Consider the following 16,959-nt stretch of genomic DNA (forward strand, 5'->3'; position numbering starts at 1 on the left):
GCTCAGCTCCGGTCGAGCACCTTCACGATGATCGACCGGCGGCGCAGCTCCGCGACCGTCCGGGTCTCCTCGTGCGCGTCGCGGCCGAGCGCCTTGACGTCGGTGACGACGAGCACGTCCCCGGCTCCCAGGCGGCCGAACAGGCGCGTGAGCCGTTCCTCCCACGTCTCCCCGATGTCGGGGGCGGGATGCCGGAACCCCTCGATCGGCACGCCGAACTGCGCGAGCGCCTCGCGCTGCGCGACGACGCTCGGCATGTCGGGTCGCGAGACGACGAGACCCACGAGCCGCGAGCCGGCCGGGAGGGCGAGCCACCACTCCGGGCTGGGGTGCAGCGCGGCGAAGCCGGGGGCATCCGTCGTCGGATCGTCGGGGATCGCGATGAGGCGCGATTCCGCGTAGTCCCCGGGTGCCGGTTCGTCCGCGCGTGCGTCCACTGTGATCTCCTCCGCGAGCGACGACGCGATCAGCGCCGCCGCACTCCATTGTGCCCGATGGCCCCATCGTGTCGGATCGCGCGGGCCCGCGCGGGGCGCGAGTACGGTTCCGGGCGTGGACGCAACCCGTGTCGTCCGAGGCGGCGGCGGGAGTAGCGTCCGGGCATGACCTTCAACCCGAACGCGGATGTGCGGGGCAAGAGCGCGACCCGCCGCGGTGGCCGCGGCCCGATGATCGCCGGTGGCGCCGGAGTCGGGGTGATCGGCATCGCCGTGCTGCTCTTCTCGCTCTTCACCGGGCAGGACCTCAGCGGGCTTCTCGGGGGCGCGCCGGGCGGCGGCGGTTCCGAGCCGGGGACGGCGTTGACGAACTGCCAGACCGGCAGCGATGCGAACAACGACGACGCGTGCCGGCTCGACGCCGGCGAAGAGGTCATCAACTCCTACTGGGAGGGCGAGTTCGGCGGCGACTACCGGGCTCCGAGCCTCGTGATCGTCGATCAGCAGGCGCAGACGCCGTGCGGAACGGCATCCAATCAGACGGGTCCGTTCTACTGCCCGACCGACGAGACCGTGTACATCGACCCCACGTTCTGGTCGATCCTGCGCGGTCAGTTGGGCGCCGAGGGCGGCGACTTCGCGCAGCTGTACGTGCTCGCGCACGAGTACGGCCACCACGTGCAGCACCTGACGGGTGTCTTCGAGGACCACCCGCGCGACGGGACGGGTGAGGACAGCAACGCCGTCCGGACCGAACTGCAGGCCGACTGCTACGCCGGAGCCTGGGCCGCAGAGGCTCCGAAGCAGACGGATGCCGCCGGGCAGCCCTACCTGCTCGAGCCGACGCGGGCGCAGATCGACGATGCGCTCTCCGCCGCGGCGGCCGTCGGGGACGACCACATCCAGGAGCAGTCGGGACGCGTGAACCCCGAGAGCTGGACCCACGGCTCGAGCGAGCAGCGACAGCGCTGGTTCATGGCCGGCTACGAGGGCGGCCACGCGGCGTGCGACACGTTCGCCGTGTCGGGTGCGGAGCTCTGAGAGCCTCGCCCCGGAAGGCGACTGATAGGCTGAACGGGTTGCGGTGCCTTCCCTGGTGCCCCTCGCGTCGTAGAACGCATCATCCGCTGCCGATCCACCGATCGTCGCTGGCGACTCCTTCTCACGGCGAACCCGTCTGCGCATCCGCACTCGGGACACCGATCCGGGCGAACACGCCCGAGTTAGTTCTCTCATGACTGAACCCACGTTCGGCACGCTCGGCGTGCCCGCTCCCCTCGTCACCGCGCTCGCCGCGGACGGCAAGACCACCCCGTTCCCGATCCAGATCGACACGCTCCCCGACACGCTCGCCGGTCGCGACGTGCTCGGCCGCGGCCGCACCGGCTCGGGCAAGACCCTCGCCTTCTCGATCCCCATGGTCGCCCGCCTCGGACAGGGCCTGGCCGGCGGCACCCGCCGTCGCGGCCGCATCCTGGGCCTCGTCCTCGCACCGACCCGCGAACTCGCGACCCAGATCGACCGCACCCTCGCACCGCTCGCCGCCGCGTACGGGATGAAGACCGCGACGGTCTTCGGCGGCGTGAACCAGAACCGTCAGGTCGAGGCGATCCGCGGCGGTGCCGACATCGTCGTGGCCTGCCCCGGCCGCCTCGAGGACCTCATGCAGCAGAAGCTCGTGAGCCTCGACGCCGTCGAGATCACCGTCATCGATGAGGCCGACCACATGGCCGACCTCGGCTTCCTGCCCGGTGTCACCCGCATCCTGAACGCGACCCCGCAGGGCGCGCAGCGCATGCTGTTCAGCGCGACGCTGGACAACGGCGTCGACAAGCTCGTGAGCCGCTTCCTGCAGAACGAGGTGCTGCACTCGGTCGACGAGGCGCACTCTCCCGTCGCCGCGATGACGCACCACGTCTTCCACGTTCCCGGCTCCGACGAGAAGAAGGAGCTCGTGCGCTTCCTCGCCTCGGGCACCGGTCGCCGGATCCTGTTCCTGCGCACCAAGCACGCCGCGAAGAAGCTCGCGAAGCAGCTGACCTCGCAGGGCATCCCGTCGGTCGACCTGCACGGCAACCTCTCGCAGCCGCAGCGTGACCGCAACCTCGCCGCGTTCTCGGACGGTACCGCCCGGGTGCTCGTCGCGACCGACGTCGCCGCCCGCGGTGTGCACGTCGACAACGTCGAACTCGTCGTCCACGTCGACCCGCCCATGGAGCACAAGGCGTACCTGCACCGCTCGGGCCGCACCGCCCGCGCCGGCGCCGAGGGAGCCGTCGTCACCGTCGTGCTCCCGGAGCAGCGTCGCGACGTCGACTCGCTGCTGCGCAAGGCGTCGATCTCCGTCACGCCCGAGACCGTGACCGCGGCATCCGCCTCGGTCGTCGAGCTCGTCGGCCAGATCGCCCCGCACGTCACCCCGGCGCCCGAGCAGCCGCACACCCGCGGCGGGGGCCAGAGCCAGGGCGCGAATGCGCAGCGCAAGCGCGCCGCCCGCGAGGATCAGGGCGGCGGACGCGGCCAGGGCGGCGGACGCGGCGAGGGCGGCGGACGCGGTCGCGGTCAGGGCCGCACCTCCGACGCCACGCGCCGTACCGCAGACGCCCCGCGTCGCGACGGTCAGCCCGCTCGCGCGGCCGGCCAGGCCGCCTCGCACGGCGCTCCGAAGGCCGCTCCGGCCGGCGGCGCCCGGCGCACCGGCCGCCGCGCCAGCGGTGGCGGTTCGCTCACCGTCGGCTCGGTCGTCCGCCAGAACGGTGCCGGCCGCCGCAGCGGTCGCTGACCCGCAACAACATCCAGGTCGAGAGCCGCACCCCGTCCACAGGGGTGCGGCTCTCGCCGTCTGTCCCGCACGACGGTGGGCGGGACAGGTCTCGGAAAGTCAGGGCTCAGTCGGCGGCATCCATCAGCGGGTCGATGACGGACCCGGTGACGGTGACCATCCGCCCGGTGATCGAGGCGATGCGGAAGACGGTTGCCTGCGGCGGGGTCGAGGCATCGAGGGGGAGGATGACGACCTCCACCCGGTAGTCGCCGATGGTGAGGATGCCGTGGCCCGGCGCATCGGCGAGGACGACATAGGTCCGCGCCCGGGCGCGCGCCCCGTCCGGCTCGGTCGCGACGGACGCTCTCGGATCGCGGGAGCGGGGGAAGATGCTCCGCAGCGGGGGAGGATCGAGTCCGTTGGCCGGTCCGCCCATGACCCGCAGGGGATAGAGGGCGAGGACCTGGCCGACGAAGAGCTCGATGACGTCGTCGGCACCCTCGGATCGCGCGCCGTCGTCGCGCGCCGCGGTCACGCCGACTCGGAACGCAGCTCGCGGTCGTACAGCGTCTCGGCCGAGGCGACCTCGAGCGCACGACGCAACTGGGTGCTCGAGGTGTGCGCTGTGTATGGGAAGTACACGACCTCGACCCCGACCTCGGCGAACTCGCGTTCGAGGCGGTTGCCCTTCTCGGTGCCGCGCCAGTCGTCGCCCTTGAAGAAGTGCGTGAAACCGACCTCGCGCCACACAGCCAGCTTGTCGGGCACGCGTTCGATGTGGACGTGATCCACGAAGCGGATGCCGCGCACGATGTCGGCTCGCTCCGCCGTCGGGATGAACGGGTCGACGCCCTTCACCTCGTGCAGCATCTCGTCGCTGACCACACCGGCGACGAGCATGTCGCAGTGCTCCCTCGCGTGGCGAAGGATGTTCAGATGTCCCACGTGGAACAGGTCGAACGCCCCCGCGGCGTAACCGATACGCACAGTCATAGCAAGCTCCCCAGCCAGCTAGATCGAGCCCCAACTCGAATCGGGCCCCCAAAGCCCGATTCCTGGACACTACACCACGACGCGCCCGGGCGTCACGATCCGGTGCGGGGTCGGTGTCCGCCCACGGCGCTCTTGAACGCGTGGCGGTGCTGGGCACCCGCCGCGGCCCATTCGCGACGGGACAGGTCCGGTCTCGCGCCGCGCTCGCGGGAGCCGATCCAGGCCCGCTCGATGTCGCCCGCGGTGATCTCGCCCTCGAACGTGTGGACCCAGCCGGGACCGCATTCGTCGGCGAGAGCACGGTTGACGGCGTTGTCGGGGACGAGCACCGGCCTGTCGAGCGACAGGGCTGCGAGGGCGGTCCCGCTGTTGTGCATGTGCCGGTAGGGCAGGACGATGAGCTCCGAGGTGCTGATCGCCGTCACGAAGTCGGCCTCGTCGAGGAAGCGCGCATCGATCGATATGCGGTCGTCGGATGCCGCTGCCGCCTGGAGGCCGTCGAGGAGTTCGGACGACGACGGCTTCCCAGCGATGTGCAGGCTCACCCCTGCCCGATCCCACTCCTTGAACGCCTCGACGAGGTCCTCGACGCCCTTGTAGCGGCGGATCAGACCGACGTACCCGACGCGTCCGGCCATGCGGGGGGAGGAGTCCTGCGCCGCGAACCAGTCGCGGTAGTGCCCATGCGGGATGACCACCTGCGGCACGCCGCCGCGAGTGGGCGTGAGGTCGTTCAGGGCGATGTCGAGCGTGGTCGCCCTGTCGATCCCGCTCAGGACGACGTGGTCGAACCCCGAGATCCCCTGAGGTCTCTCCACGTTGTGCAGGGTGCGGACGACGGGTGTCCGCGTCACCCGCCAGCGCAGAACCGTGAGCGCGGCGAGCGTCCGACGCGCGGCGCGGCCGACCGCTCTGTGTCCGTCGACCATCAGCTCCGGCCAATGGGCGTGCACGACGTCGTACCTCCCCAGCAGTGCCGTCCGATAGTCGAACGTCAGGGTGGTGAGGCCCGGGGCCGCCATGAGGCTGGAGTGGAGCTGCGCGATGTACGGGTTCGTGGTGGCCTTCGGCGGACCGAATGTCTCGAGCACCCGGATCGACCGACGGCTCGTCGTACTCGACGCCCTCCGATACCAGCTGTCGACGAGGTCCGGGAGGCGATCGGCCGACCACCGATCGTGGGGGCGACCGCCCGCGGCCGCCGCGGCGACGAGCTGGTGCGCGACGGCGCCGGGGAGGTCGCCCCCCAGATCGGCGATGTAGGCGTTGTCGCCCGCGAGCAGAGGCGGGCCACCCAGAGGCAGACACACGACCGGGCACCCCATCGAGCTCGCCTCTGCCGCGACCCACCCGGCCTGATCATGCATCGACGGGAAGACGAACGCCGCGGCGTGCGCGATCGCATCGAGCACCTCCGCTCGCGGTCGGTGACCGGCGAAGACGACGCGGTCGTCGAGACCGAGCCGGCTCCTCAACCGTTCGAGTCGACGGCGTTCGTACCCGTCGCCGAAGATCGTGAGCGTCCAGTCCGCCGCCTGCGGACGAGCGAGCGCCTCGATGGCGATCGCCGCTCCCTTCCAGGCGAGCAGCCGACCCGCGAAGACAGCGTGCCGCGGCTGAACGGACGATGCCGCGCGGGCGGGCAGGTCCTCCAAGCAGGCATTGGGTTCGACGACGACGGCGTCGTTGAGGGGACGGAACATGCGGGCGACATCCGGATTCTGAGCCACGATGAGCGACGCGCGTTTCGCGATCGGCGTCGCCCACAGGCGCCGGAAGAGGGTGGTCGTCAGGCTCCGGACGAGCTCGGTGAGCGTCCCCCTGACACCGAGCCACCGGCTCAGACGCGGGATCGGGAGCGTGCTCGAGCCGCCGACGGGCCCCCAGACGAGTGGCACACCTCGCAGAGCGGTGAGGCCGCACGGCATCCAATCGTTCGCGAAGGTCACGTGGTGCGCGACATCGAAGCGCACGACGTCGTGTAACGATCGCGCCCGCCGCCCGAGAGCGCGCTGCCAGAGGGGGTAGTACCAATACAGGTCCACCCCCCGGCGCTTGCGGCGCACGACGCCCGGCGGCAGATCGAGGTAGGCCACGTGGAGGCGTCCGCGCAGAGCGGCATCCGTCGACAGGGCCGCTTCGATGGCTTCGCGGAATCGGGGCCGTGTGATGACCCAGACGTCGTGGGTGCGCGCCGCGGCGGCGGCGACCTGCCAGCCGGCGCTCGCCTCCGGTTCCGACACCGGACCGCACGCGTAGGCGCTGATCAGTACGCGAAGCCGGCCCTCGCGCGCACGCCCGTCGATGTTTTCCACACGTCCCCCATCACCGTGGATAGACCGCGCCCGTCATCTCCCCAGAGAGGCGTGGTGAAGGAATACTAACGACACCGCGCGATTTGCACGTCATACTGTCCGTGGGGAGGGCGCTCACAGCGCTCGCGAACGTCCGGCTACTTGGGGGTGGCGCGAATGACTTCGCTCGTGGGGGAAACGAGTACGGTGCGACCGGCGATGCGCGGTGTCCGCGTCGTGATGCCGGTGCACAACGCCGCGGATTACGTGGTCGCCGCGCTCGAGAGCGTGCTGACGGATCTGCCCGAGGACGGCGAGGTCATCGTCGTCGACGACGGCTCCCGAGACGGCAGCGGACAGCTCGTGGACGAGATCGCGCGGGGCGACGATCGCGTCGTCCTGCTGCGCAACGATGAACCGACCGGGGTCTCGCGCGCCCTGAACCGCGGCGTGACGTTCGGGGCCTGTCCCGAGTTCGTCGCGGTCGCCGAGCACGACGATCTCGTGCTGCCCGGCCGTTTCGCCGCGCAGCTGTCGGCCTTGCGGTCGGATGCCTCGCTCGGAGCCGTCTCCGGTGAGGGACGGTACCTCGGGCCGACGGGTCGGATCGCGGGACGTGTGTCGGTCGGGCCGCGGACGGATGCCGAGTTCCACCGCATGCGCGACGAGGGGCGGGAGATCCTCATCCCGCACCCCGCGATCATGTACCGGCGAGACGCCGTGGTGGCCGCGGGACTGTACGACGCGGAATTCGATGCGGCGCAGGACCTCGAGATCGTCAACCGGCTCGTCTACTCCGCCGGATGGCAGGTGCGCACCCTCGCGGAGCCCCATGTGCTCTACCGCATCCACGACACGTCGATGTCGTTCTCCCACATCGCGGCGCAGCGGATGATGACGCGCTACATCGTCTACCGCAACCACGCCCAGCTCGAGGGGCGAGCGTTCGTCTCCTTCGCCGAGTGGCGGGAGGCGAACCGCCCCGACCGGCGAACCCGGTGGCGGTGGTATCGGAAGGACACCGGTGCGCTGCGATACCGCCAGGCTGGGCTCGCGTGGCTCAACCGGCGCCCCGTCGCCTTCGCGGCCAACATGATCGCCGCCAGCGTGCTGCACCCGCGCTGGGTGCTGATGAAGCTCCGTGTGGCGCGCGGCCGATGACCCCCTCCTCATCGATCGATCCGACACCGCCGGCGGTGATGGTCGCCGTCCCGACGTACCGCCGACCGGACGACCTGCGACGTCTTCTCCAGTCCCTCGGTCCCGCCATCGTGCACGCCACGGCCGTGGGCGCGGCATCCCGCGTGGACATCCTCGTCATCGACAACGACCCGGATGCGTCGGGGCTGGCCGCTCTCGCCGACGCCCCGGTGGCCCGGGTTCACGAGACGTCACCCGGCGTCGCGGCTGTTCGCAATCGAGCCATTGACGAGAGCGTCGGCCACGACGTCCTGGTCTTCATCGACGATGACGAATCACCCGCGGCGAGCGACTGGCTGGCGTGCCTTCTGGAGACGGCGAGGGACTGCGGCGCCGACGCGGTCGCGGGTCCGGTGATGACGGTCGTCGACGGCGGGATCGACCCGTGGATCGAGGCGGGCGGTTTCTTCGCGCGTCGCCACACCCGCGGCATCCCCACCGGCGCGGTCATCGAGCGCGCGGCGACGAACAACCTGCTGCTGGACCTCGCCGTCGTGCGAGCGACCGGGGTCCGGTTCGACGACAGATTCGGGCGCACGGGCGGAGAGGATTCGCTGTTCACCAGCCAGCTGCACCGGGCGGGGGCGCGCATGGTGTGGTGTGCCGAGGCACTCGTCCTCGACCACCTCCCCGAGACACGGCGGACTCGGGCGCACGCGCTGGGGCGCGTGCGGGGCATGTCCGCGGCCGGTGTGCGGGTGGGACTCGTCCTGGCCCCCACTCACCGGCGGCGTGCCGTCGTCCGCGCGAAGGCGACCGTCGCCGGCATCGCCCGCATCGCCGCGGGTGTCGCCCGCACCGCGACCGGTGCGCTCCTTCGCTCGGAGCGGTTGGATGCCACGGGTCGCCGGGACACCATGCGGGGTGTCGGGGCGTTGGAAGGCGCCGCCGGGCACATCCGCATCCACTACGGAGAGCCGTTGCGAGGAGCACGCCGATGACCACGACCGATTCGATTCCGCCCACTCTCCCCGAGACCCTCGCTCGCCTCCGCGGTGCGCAGAAGGGGCACGCTCGGGGCGCGCCCGCCTACTCGGTGTACGTGAACCGACGGATCGGGCGGTTGTTCGCCGCCGTCGCCTATCGGTGGGGCCTCACCCCCAACCAGGTCACGATGGTGAGCGCGGCGCACACGTTCGCCGGCATCGCGGTGATCGCGACGGTGCCTCCCTCGTGGTGGTCAGGAGTCATCGTCGCAGCGCTGCTCGTGGCGGGGTACGCCTGGGACTCCGCCGATGGCCAGGTCGCTCGACTGCGCGGCGGCGGCTCGATAGCCGGCGAGTGGCTCGACCACTTCGTCGACGCGGTCAAGATCGCGAGCCTGCATCTGGCGGTGCTCGTCGGGCTCCATCGATTCGCCGACGTCGGCGAGGCGGCCCTCCTCGTCCCGATCGGCTTCTCGGTCGTCGCCACGGCGACCTTCTTCGGGATGATCCTCAACGACCTCCTGAAGTCGGCTCGAGGTGTCCCCTCCACGCACGCGCGCGCGGGCGGCACCTTCGCTCGTTCGATGCTCCTGTTGCCGACGGATTTCGGGGTGTTGTGCCTCGCCTTCCTGGTGTGGGGCGTTTCGCCGCTTTTCCTGCTCGTGTACGGCGCACTCTTCGTGGTCAACGCCCTGTTCCTGTGCGCCGCTGCCGTCAAGTGGTTCCGAGAGATGCGTCGTGTCGACTGACGGTGACGTGTGGGCCATCGTGGTCGTCAATTACGGCTCGAGTGCGCTCCTGGCCGCGAATCTCGTCGCGACCGCCGCCGCGGCGGACCCCGACGTCGTTGTGGTCGTCGACAACCCGACGACCGGTGCGGAGCGCGAACGGGTGCGCGAGCTCGCGGAGCGTGAGCAGTGGGTCCTTGTGGAGCCCACCGCGAACACGGGGTTCGGGGGCGGGGTGAATCTCGGGGTGGCGACGGCGATCGAGCGCGGAGCGACGGGCTTCCTGTTGCTCAATCCCGACGCGCGCATGCAGGGGAATGCCGTGAGCGTGCTTCGGGAGGGGACCGTCGGCGCGCCGCTGACCCTGTGCGCCCCCCGAATCGTCACGCCCGCAGGGACCGTCTGGTTCGCGGGCGCCGACGTGTCGCTCGTCGACGGCCGCACCCGTGGTCACACCAAGCGGGCGACGCGCGGTGGCGAGGAGGCGTGGGACTGGCTGACGGGGGCGTGCCTGTGGCTCACCTCGACCTTGTGGGAGGCGACCGGCGGGTTCGATGAGGAGTACTTCCTCTACTGGGAGGATGTCGATTTCTCCCGGCGGGTGGTGCTCGCGGGCGGGAGTCTCCGGCTGGTCGACGACGCCGTGGCGGTTCACGACGAGGGCGCGACGCATCGGTCGCGTCGGCAGAGCGACCGCAGCAAGTCCGAGACGTACTACTACTTCAACATCCGGAACCGGATGCTGTTCGCCACCCGCTTCCTCGACGACGAGGGGGTCCGGCGCTGGCGCGCCCAGGTGGCGACATCGGCTCGCGAGGTCATCCTCCGAGGCGGACGAGCACAGCTGCTCCGATCGCTCGCCCCGTGGCGGGCGTACGTGCGCGGCTCCCGCGATGCTCGGCGCATCGCCGACGCGAGGTGATCATGAAGCCGATGTGATTGTCGGGCCGAGCGGTTAGTATCTGTCGCATCGTGCGACACGTCCTGGGGAGGACGGCACGTTCTTTGGGGAGGACGTCATCGAGATGAAGGACGACGAAGCATTCGCGCGCGACCGCGAGGAGTTCGAGAGGCTGCTCGCGGAGGAGCCTCGACCTCGGCGTCGCTGGATCGTCGTCGCGGCGACGATCGCGGGCGCCGCGGTGATCGCGATCGCGATCGCGATATCGATCGGAGGGCTGGGGAGCAGCCAGGTCTCGGCGGCTCCCGGCGCTGATAGGGGGGCTACCGCATCTCCGTCGTCGGGCGGCCCCGACGCGACTCCGACACCGGACGCTTCCGCGACTCCACCCGCATCGAGTCCGAGCCCGACGCCGGATCCCGACAACGATGAGGGCGCGGCGGAGGCGGATGCGCGGGAGACGCTGCCGCCGGAGGAACTGACAGATCCCGTCGCGGTGGACGGTGGCCCGATCGTGTCGGTCGGTTCCATCGAGAGCGTGACAGGAGAAGCTGTGCTGCCCGGTGAGGTGAGCGGCCCCGCCGTGCGCATCGCGGTCGACGTCGAGAACACAACGAAGAAGCCGATCGAGCTCACCGCGGCGGTCGTGACTCTCTACACCGGCGCCGACGATCTGCAGGCGAGCCCGGTTTCCAAGCCGGCTGGGAAGGCGTTCCCGTCGGAGGTCGCGCCGGGGGAAGTCGCCCGGGGCGCCTTCGTCTTCGAGTTGCCGGAGGACCGGCGCGACGGTGTCCGCGTCGAAGTCGATCTCTCACTCTCCGACCCGTTGATCGCCTTCGAAGGCGACATCGGGTGAACACGTAGGGGTCGGATTCAAAAACAGTTCGCGCACAGCACCGCTTATGGCGTATGTTGTGCGAGAAATCCTTTGGGGGGATTTCTGGGGACCCGGCGGTATGACGCGCTCTGCGTGTCTGCCGGCGCGTATATAGGGGATGCAAATCGTGGGGACGATTTCTGCGGGCCGTGCGGCTCTTTCGATGGTGATCGCGACTGTCGTCGCGGCTGGACTCACGCTGGGGGTGGTGCCCGCAGCGGCAGTGGCTGCTGATCCGCCCGCGGCCGCTGACGCCGCGGCCACGGCTTCCGATGCCCTGCCGGAGACGGTGTCGGCCGACTCGTTGCCGACGGTACAGATCGACGGCGGGGTGGTGTGGTCCCAGGTGATTGTGGGCAACACGGTCTACGCAGCAGGACAGTTCTCGAACGCGCGACCTGCGGGTGCCGCCCCCGGGACCAGCCTCACTGCGCGCGGCAACATCCTCGCGTACAACCTCACGACAGGCGCCTTGATCACGTCCTTCGCGCCGAGCTTCAACAACCGGATCAACGATCTCGCCGCCTCACCGGACGGGACGAAGCTGTATGTGACCGGGTCGTTCACGCAGGTCAACGGCCAGACCCGACAGCGCTTCGCCGTCCTCGACATCCCGAGCGGCAACCTGTTGTCGGGAACGGCCGGTCTCAACAACATCGGCAAGGCGATCTACGCCACCTCGAGCGGTGTCTTCGTCGGCGGGTACTTCACCTCGGTGTCGAGCCAGCCGCGGCAGCGGATCGTGAAGCTGAACGCTGCGGCGACGACCGTCCAGCCTTTCGCGATTCCCGTCGACAACGGCCAGGTGCAGAGCATCGTCGTGAACGACGCCGGCGACCGCGTCGCGCTCTCAGGCAACTTCACATCGGTCGGCGGCGGTGACACCCCCGGGTTCGGCCTATACCTGGCCGACGCCGGCTCCGGTGCCGGGCTGCCCCTGCCCGCGAACACCCAGGTGCGCAACGCCGGCGACGCCGCCGGGTTCATGAGCCTGGCAACCGACGGGACGAAGTTCTACGGGTCCGGCTGGCACTACGGCGGTTCGGGCAACGTCGAGGGCACGTTCGCCGTGAACTGGACGGACGGGTCGATCGCCTGGATCGAGGACTGCCACGGTGACACCTACGACATCGCCATCGTCGGCAAGATCGCCTACTCCGCCAGCCACAAGCACTACTGCGGCAACAGCGGCGGATTCCCGCAGACCGACCCGTGGACCTTCTACCACTCCACGGCGTGGACCACGGATGCTCGTGGAACCAACACGCGCGACATCTACGGGTACCCGGACCACCCGGGCACCCCGCGTCCGGAGTTGCTCAACTGGTTCCCGCAGACCACGCCCGGTACCTTCACCGGCACGAGCCAGGCGGTGTGGACCGTCACCGGCAACTCGGATTACGTCATCTACGGCGGCGAATTCCCGAGTGTGAACGGTACGCGGCAGCAGGGTCTCGTCCGCTACGCGGTGCGCTCGATCGCGCCGAACAAGCAGGGTCCTCGCCTGTCTGCGGATGCGTGGAACTTCTCCGCGAAGTCCTTCGCCGCGGGAGAGGTCCGCGTCAAGTACCCCACCAACTGGGACCGGGATGACACCACGCTGACCTATCGCGTCTACCGCGATTCCGAGTCCTCGACGCCGATCTCCGAGAAGACCGTCTCGACCGTGTTCTGGAAGCCTCAGACGCAGACGTTCACGGACTCCGGGCTCGCGGTGGGCAGCTCCCACCGGTACCGGGTCGTCGCCTCCGACCCCAACGGCAACGTCGCGAAGTCCAGCTGGGTCACCGTGACGGTGTCGGACGCCGTCCTCAGCGACTACGCGGAGGACGTCCTCGGAGATGATGCTGCGCACTACTGGCGCCTCTCCGACCCCGACAATGCGACCGCCAGCGACTGGGCCGGCACGTCGGACCTCACGATCAACGGCGCGGTGGAGACGTCCGCAGGCGCGATCTCGTCGGACGCCGATGCGGCGAAGACGTTCTCCAACGGAGCGTTCGGCTCCACGACCGACTCCGTCGAGGGCCCGAACAGGTTCACGGTGGAGGCCTGGGTCAAGACGACGTCGACCGCAGGCGGAAAGATCATCGGCTTCGGCAACAGCGCGACGGCGAACTCGGGGAACTACGACCGCCATGTGTACATGGACAACGAGGGACGGGTGTGGTTCGGCGTCCACCCCGGCGGCGTCCGGACCGTCAACTCGAATGCGGGGTACAACGACGGTCAGTGGCATCACATCGTCGCGAGCTTGAGCTCCGACGGGATGAAGCTCTACCTCGACGGCAAGCGTGTCGCGCAGCGCAGCGACACCACGGCGGGGCAGGGGTACAACGGCTACTGGCGAGTCGGCGGAGACAACGTCGGCGGGTGGCCGAACCAGCCGTCGTCGTCGTACCTGACCGGCACCATCGACGATGTCGCCGTGTACGGAGCACCGCTCACACTCAGCGAGGTCCAGTCGCACTATCGCGCGTCGGGCCGCACGCTGAATGTGCCTGCCGCTCCAGCGGATACCTACGGAGCACTCGTATACGGGGCTCAGCCGGACGTGTACTGGCGCTACAGCGAGACCTCGGGGACGGATGTCGCAGACAGCAGCATCTCGGGGTATCCCGGCGCCATCGCCGGCACGGTGACCCGGAACACGCCGGGCGCGATCTCGGGGACGACGGACCCGGGCATCACCCTCTCCGGTTCGTCGAACGTGTATTCCGTTGCCCAGTTCGGGAATCCGACCGCCTTCACGCTCGAGACCTGGTTCAAGACGACGTCGACGCAGGGCGGCAAGATCATCGGCTTCGGCAACGCGCAGGCGGGCACGTCATCCAGCTATGACCGGCACGTGTACATGCAGGACAACGGTCAGCTCGTCTTCGGCACGTGGACCGGACAGACGAACACGATCACGTCGCCCGACACGTACAACAACGGACAGTGGCATCACCTGGTCGCCTCTCAGGGATCCGGCGGCATGGCGATGTACGTCGACGGAGTGCGAGTGGGAACCCACCCGCAGACGTCGGCGCAGGACTACAGCGGATTCTGGCGAGTCGGTGGCGACACGACATGGGGTTCGTCGTCCGCGTTCCTGTCCGGGAGCTACGACGAGACCGCTATCTACAGTCGTGTTCTCAGCGCCGCGGAGGCAGCGCAGCACTTCACTGCGGGCTCGACCGGTGCCGCGCCGAACATCGCGCCCACGGCGCAGTTCACGTACTCCCTCGACCACCTCGACGCGTCCTTCCAGGGCTCGGCGTCGTCGGACCCCGACGGCACGATTGCGTCGTACTTGTGGAGGTTCGGCGACGGTGAGACATCGACGGCGGTCAACCCGACGCATCGTTACGCCTCCGGCGGCGAGTACACGGTCACGCTGACGGTGACCGACGATGACGGCGCCTCGCACACGACGCAGGTGCCCATCACGGTGGTGGCCAACGCGGCGCCGACGGCTCGGGCGACCTGGAGCGCGGTCGGTCTCGACGCGACCTTCTCGTCGTCCGGCTCGACCGACGCCGATGGCTCCATCGACGCCTTCGAGTGGAACTTCGGCGACGGTCACACGGACACCTCGTCGTCGCCGAGCCACACATACGCCCAAGCGGGGTCGTACACGGTGACCCTCAAGGTCACGGATGACGACGGTGCGACCGCGACGACATCGCTGGACGTGGTCGTCACCGCACCGGTGAACGCCCCGCCGACGGCCGCTTTCACTCCCACCGTGACGGGCATGTCCGTATCGGTCACGGGAGCGGCCTCATCCGACCCGGACGGGACGATCTCCTCCTACGCGTGGGAGTTCGGCGATGGGCGCACAGCCAACGGTGCGACGGCCTCTCACACTTACGAGCGTGCCGGCGAGTACACGATCACGCTCACTGTGACCGACGATGACGGCGCGACTAATGCGAAGACCGCGACCGTGACGATCGAAGCGCCGTCGGCGTCGACCCCGTTGTTCTCGGATGACTTCTCGCGAACCGCCGCGACGGGCTGGGGCACAGCCGACGTCGGCGGGGCGTGGTCGCTCCGGACGACAGCGAGCCGCTACTCGGTCTCGAACGGCAGCGGAAACCTCATCCTGCCGAAGGGCGCGACGGTGTACGCCGACGCGAACTCGGTGAGTGCGGATCGCGCACGTATCGATGCGACGTTCTCGGTCGACAAGCTCGCCGAGGGCACCTACGTCGCCGTCACCGGGCGCCAGATCGGTGCAGACTTCTACGTGCTCCGCGTGAGGATCAGCGCCGACGGCACCGCCCGACTGTTCATCCTGCGCAACAACTCGGTCGCGATCGGATCGTCGCTCGTGCTGCCGTTCGCCATCCAGCCCGGGCAGAAGTACCACGCCATGTTCGAGGTCGCGGGCACATCACCCACGTCGCTGAAGGCGAAGGTCTGGGCCGCGACCGGCTCCGAGCCGGGATGGCAGCGCGAGGCCACCGATGCGACGCCCGCGCTGCAGGCGCCGGGCCGGATCGGGGTCTTCGGGTTCCTCCCGGCCGCCGTGACGAACGACCCCGTGACGGTGTCCTTCGATCGCATCGTCGCAATGAACCCGGATGCCGTGGCTCCTCCCGCGGGGAACTCCGCTCCCACTGCGGCCTTCACCCACACGAAGACGGGCTTGAAGGTCGACGTCAACGGTGGCGGATCGACGGATGCCGACGGGAGCATCGCGTCGTATGCCTGGCAGTTCGGTGATCCTGCGGGGAGCACGGCGACCGGCGCCTCCGCCTCCCACACGTACACAGCGGCGGGGACCTACACCGTCCGGCTCACGGTCACCGACGACGACGGGGCGACGGCGACGGTGACCCACGATGTGACGGTGGACGCGCCGGCGGCCAATGTCGCCCCGATCGCAGCGTTCACACGTACGGCTACGGGATTGACGGTCGCCGTGGACGGCAGGACATCATCGGACTCCGACGGAACCATCGCCTCGTACGCCTGGAACTTCGGCGATCAGGGCGGCGGCACGGCGACCGGATCGACCGCCTCCCACACATATCCGACGGGAGGGACGTACACGATCACCCTCACGGTCACGGATGACGATGGCGCGACGAACACCAAGACTCAGGAGGTCACGGTCGCGTCTCCGCCCGCAGGGGTGCTCTTCGCGGACACCTTCACCCGCACGACGACCGGTGGTTGGGGGACGTCCGACAACGGTGGCCCCTGGACGACGCGCGGCGCGGCCACCCGCTTCGCCACGGCGGGCGGTGTGGGGACTCTGTCGGTGGGTGCGGGCACCTCGTTGTTCGCAGACACCCCCGTCATCGACAGCACCTCGACGAGGGTCAGCGGCACGTTCTCGGTCGATAAGGTCAACGAGGGCATGTACGTCGGTGTGATCGCCCGTCGGGTCGGGACGACGCAGTGGCTGGTTCGCGCGCGGATCGCTGCAGACGGCACCGTCAAACTCAATGTCCTCCGCGGTGACAGCGCATCGGTCGGTGCTGCGGTCGCCGTCACCGGCCTGACGATCGCTCCCGGGCAGACGTACCGCTTCGAGGTCGACACGAAGACGACCACGACGACGTCGATCTCGGCGAGGATCTGGAACGCGTCCGAAACTGCGCCGACCACCTGGCAGATCGAGCGGAGTGATGCGACCGCTGCACTCCAGGGTGCAGGCTCGGCGGGCGTGTACGGATACCTCCCGAGCGCCACGGCGAACGTCCCGGTCGCTCTGTCCTTCGACGATCTTCAGATCGTGGCAGCTCCGTGATCGTCGGATGCGTACGGAGAAAGTGAGAGCGGACGCCGCCGAGAGCCGTGTCGTACAGCTGTACGAGGTGGTGAGAAGCGCTCATCTGGAGCG

The 16,959-nt window shown here is 69.4% G+C and carries 12 protein-coding genes; 8 read left to right on the top strand and 4 right to left on the bottom strand.

Annotated features, from left to right (window positions below):
• Positions 1-2: 2 nt before the first annotated feature.
• Positions 3-437 carry a dehydrogenase gene (locus tag QE428_RS06115; protein WP_307466993.1) on the bottom strand — a complete coding sequence of 145 codons (435 nt, stop codon included), beginning with the start codon at positions 435-437 and terminating at the stop codon, positions 3-5.
• A gap of 165 nt (positions 438-602) precedes the next feature.
• Between QE428_RS06115 and QE428_RS06120 the strand changes: the two genes are divergently transcribed.
• Together QE428_RS06120 and QE428_RS06125 are read left to right on the top strand one after the other, a co-directional pair.
• Entirely contained in the window at positions 603-1,478 is an 876-nt protein-coding gene (locus tag QE428_RS06120; RefSeq protein WP_307466996.1) for a neutral zinc metallopeptidase, read from the top strand.
• Positions 1,479-1,671: 193 nt separating this feature from the next.
• On the top strand, positions 1,672-3,219 hold the full coding sequence (locus QE428_RS06125; protein ID WP_307466999.1) for a DEAD/DEAH box helicase: 1,548 nt from the start codon (positions 1,672-1,674) through the stop codon (positions 3,217-3,219).
• A 106-nt stretch (positions 3,220-3,325) separates the two neighbouring features.
• Here the strand turns inward: QE428_RS06125 and QE428_RS06130 are convergent, their stop codons facing one another.
• The 3 genes from QE428_RS06130 to QE428_RS06140 form a co-directional block, all read right to left on the bottom strand.
• Entirely contained in the window at positions 3,326-3,736 is a 411-nt protein-coding gene (locus tag QE428_RS06130) for a hypothetical protein (protein WP_307467002.1), read from the bottom strand.
• Positions 3,733-4,194 (bottom strand): adenylyltransferase/cytidyltransferase family protein, encoded by a 462-nt coding sequence (locus QE428_RS06135; RefSeq protein WP_307467005.1) that lies wholly within the window; start codon positions 4,192-4,194, stop codon positions 3,733-3,735. Before QE428_RS06135 ends, QE428_RS06130 begins: the two co-directional genes overlap by 4 nt.
• A gap of 92 nt (positions 4,195-4,286) precedes the next feature.
• Positions 4,287-6,509 (bottom strand): glycosyltransferase, encoded by a 2,223-nt coding sequence (locus tag QE428_RS06140; RefSeq protein ID WP_307467008.1) that lies wholly within the window; start codon positions 6,507-6,509, stop codon positions 4,287-4,289.
• Between the two features lie 198 nt (positions 6,510-6,707).
• On the opposite strand from QE428_RS06140, the gene QE428_RS06145 reads away from it, so the two are divergent.
• From QE428_RS06145 to QE428_RS06170, 6 genes are all read left to right on the top strand, one after another.
• Positions 6,708-7,649, top strand: a complete 942-nt coding sequence (locus tag QE428_RS06145; RefSeq protein ID WP_307467011.1) for a glycosyltransferase family 2 protein — start codon at positions 6,708-6,710, stop codon at positions 7,647-7,649.
• Positions 7,646-8,629, top strand: coding sequence for a glycosyltransferase family 2 protein (locus QE428_RS06150; RefSeq protein WP_307467014.1), 984 nt, complete (start codon positions 7,646-7,648; stop codon positions 8,627-8,629). Before QE428_RS06145 ends, QE428_RS06150 begins: the two co-directional genes overlap by 4 nt.
• Positions 8,626-9,363, top strand: coding sequence for a CDP-alcohol phosphatidyltransferase family protein (locus QE428_RS06155; protein ID WP_307467016.1), 738 nt, complete (start codon positions 8,626-8,628; stop codon positions 9,361-9,363). Before QE428_RS06150 ends, QE428_RS06155 begins: the two co-directional genes overlap by 4 nt.
• Positions 9,353-10,264, top strand: coding sequence for a glycosyltransferase family 2 protein (locus tag QE428_RS06160; protein WP_307467018.1), 912 nt, complete (start codon positions 9,353-9,355; stop codon positions 10,262-10,264). Before QE428_RS06155 ends, QE428_RS06160 begins: the two co-directional genes overlap by 11 nt.
• Before the next feature lie 103 nt (positions 10,265-10,367).
• A complete protein-coding gene (locus QE428_RS06165; RefSeq protein ID WP_307467021.1) occupies positions 10,368-11,099 on the top strand; it encodes a DUF4352 domain-containing protein in 732 nt (243 codons plus the stop codon).
• A 184-nt stretch (positions 11,100-11,283) separates the two neighbouring features.
• Positions 11,284-16,866, top strand: a complete 5,583-nt coding sequence (locus QE428_RS06170) for a PKD domain-containing protein (RefSeq protein WP_307467024.1) — start codon at positions 11,284-11,286, stop codon at positions 16,864-16,866.
• The last annotated feature ends 93 nt before the right edge of the window (positions 16,867-16,959 follow it).

Source organism: Microbacterium sp. SORGH_AS_0505, assembly GCF_030818715.1.
In the GTDB taxonomy this organism is placed as follows: Bacteria; Actinomycetota; Actinomycetes; order Actinomycetales; family Microbacteriaceae; genus Microbacterium.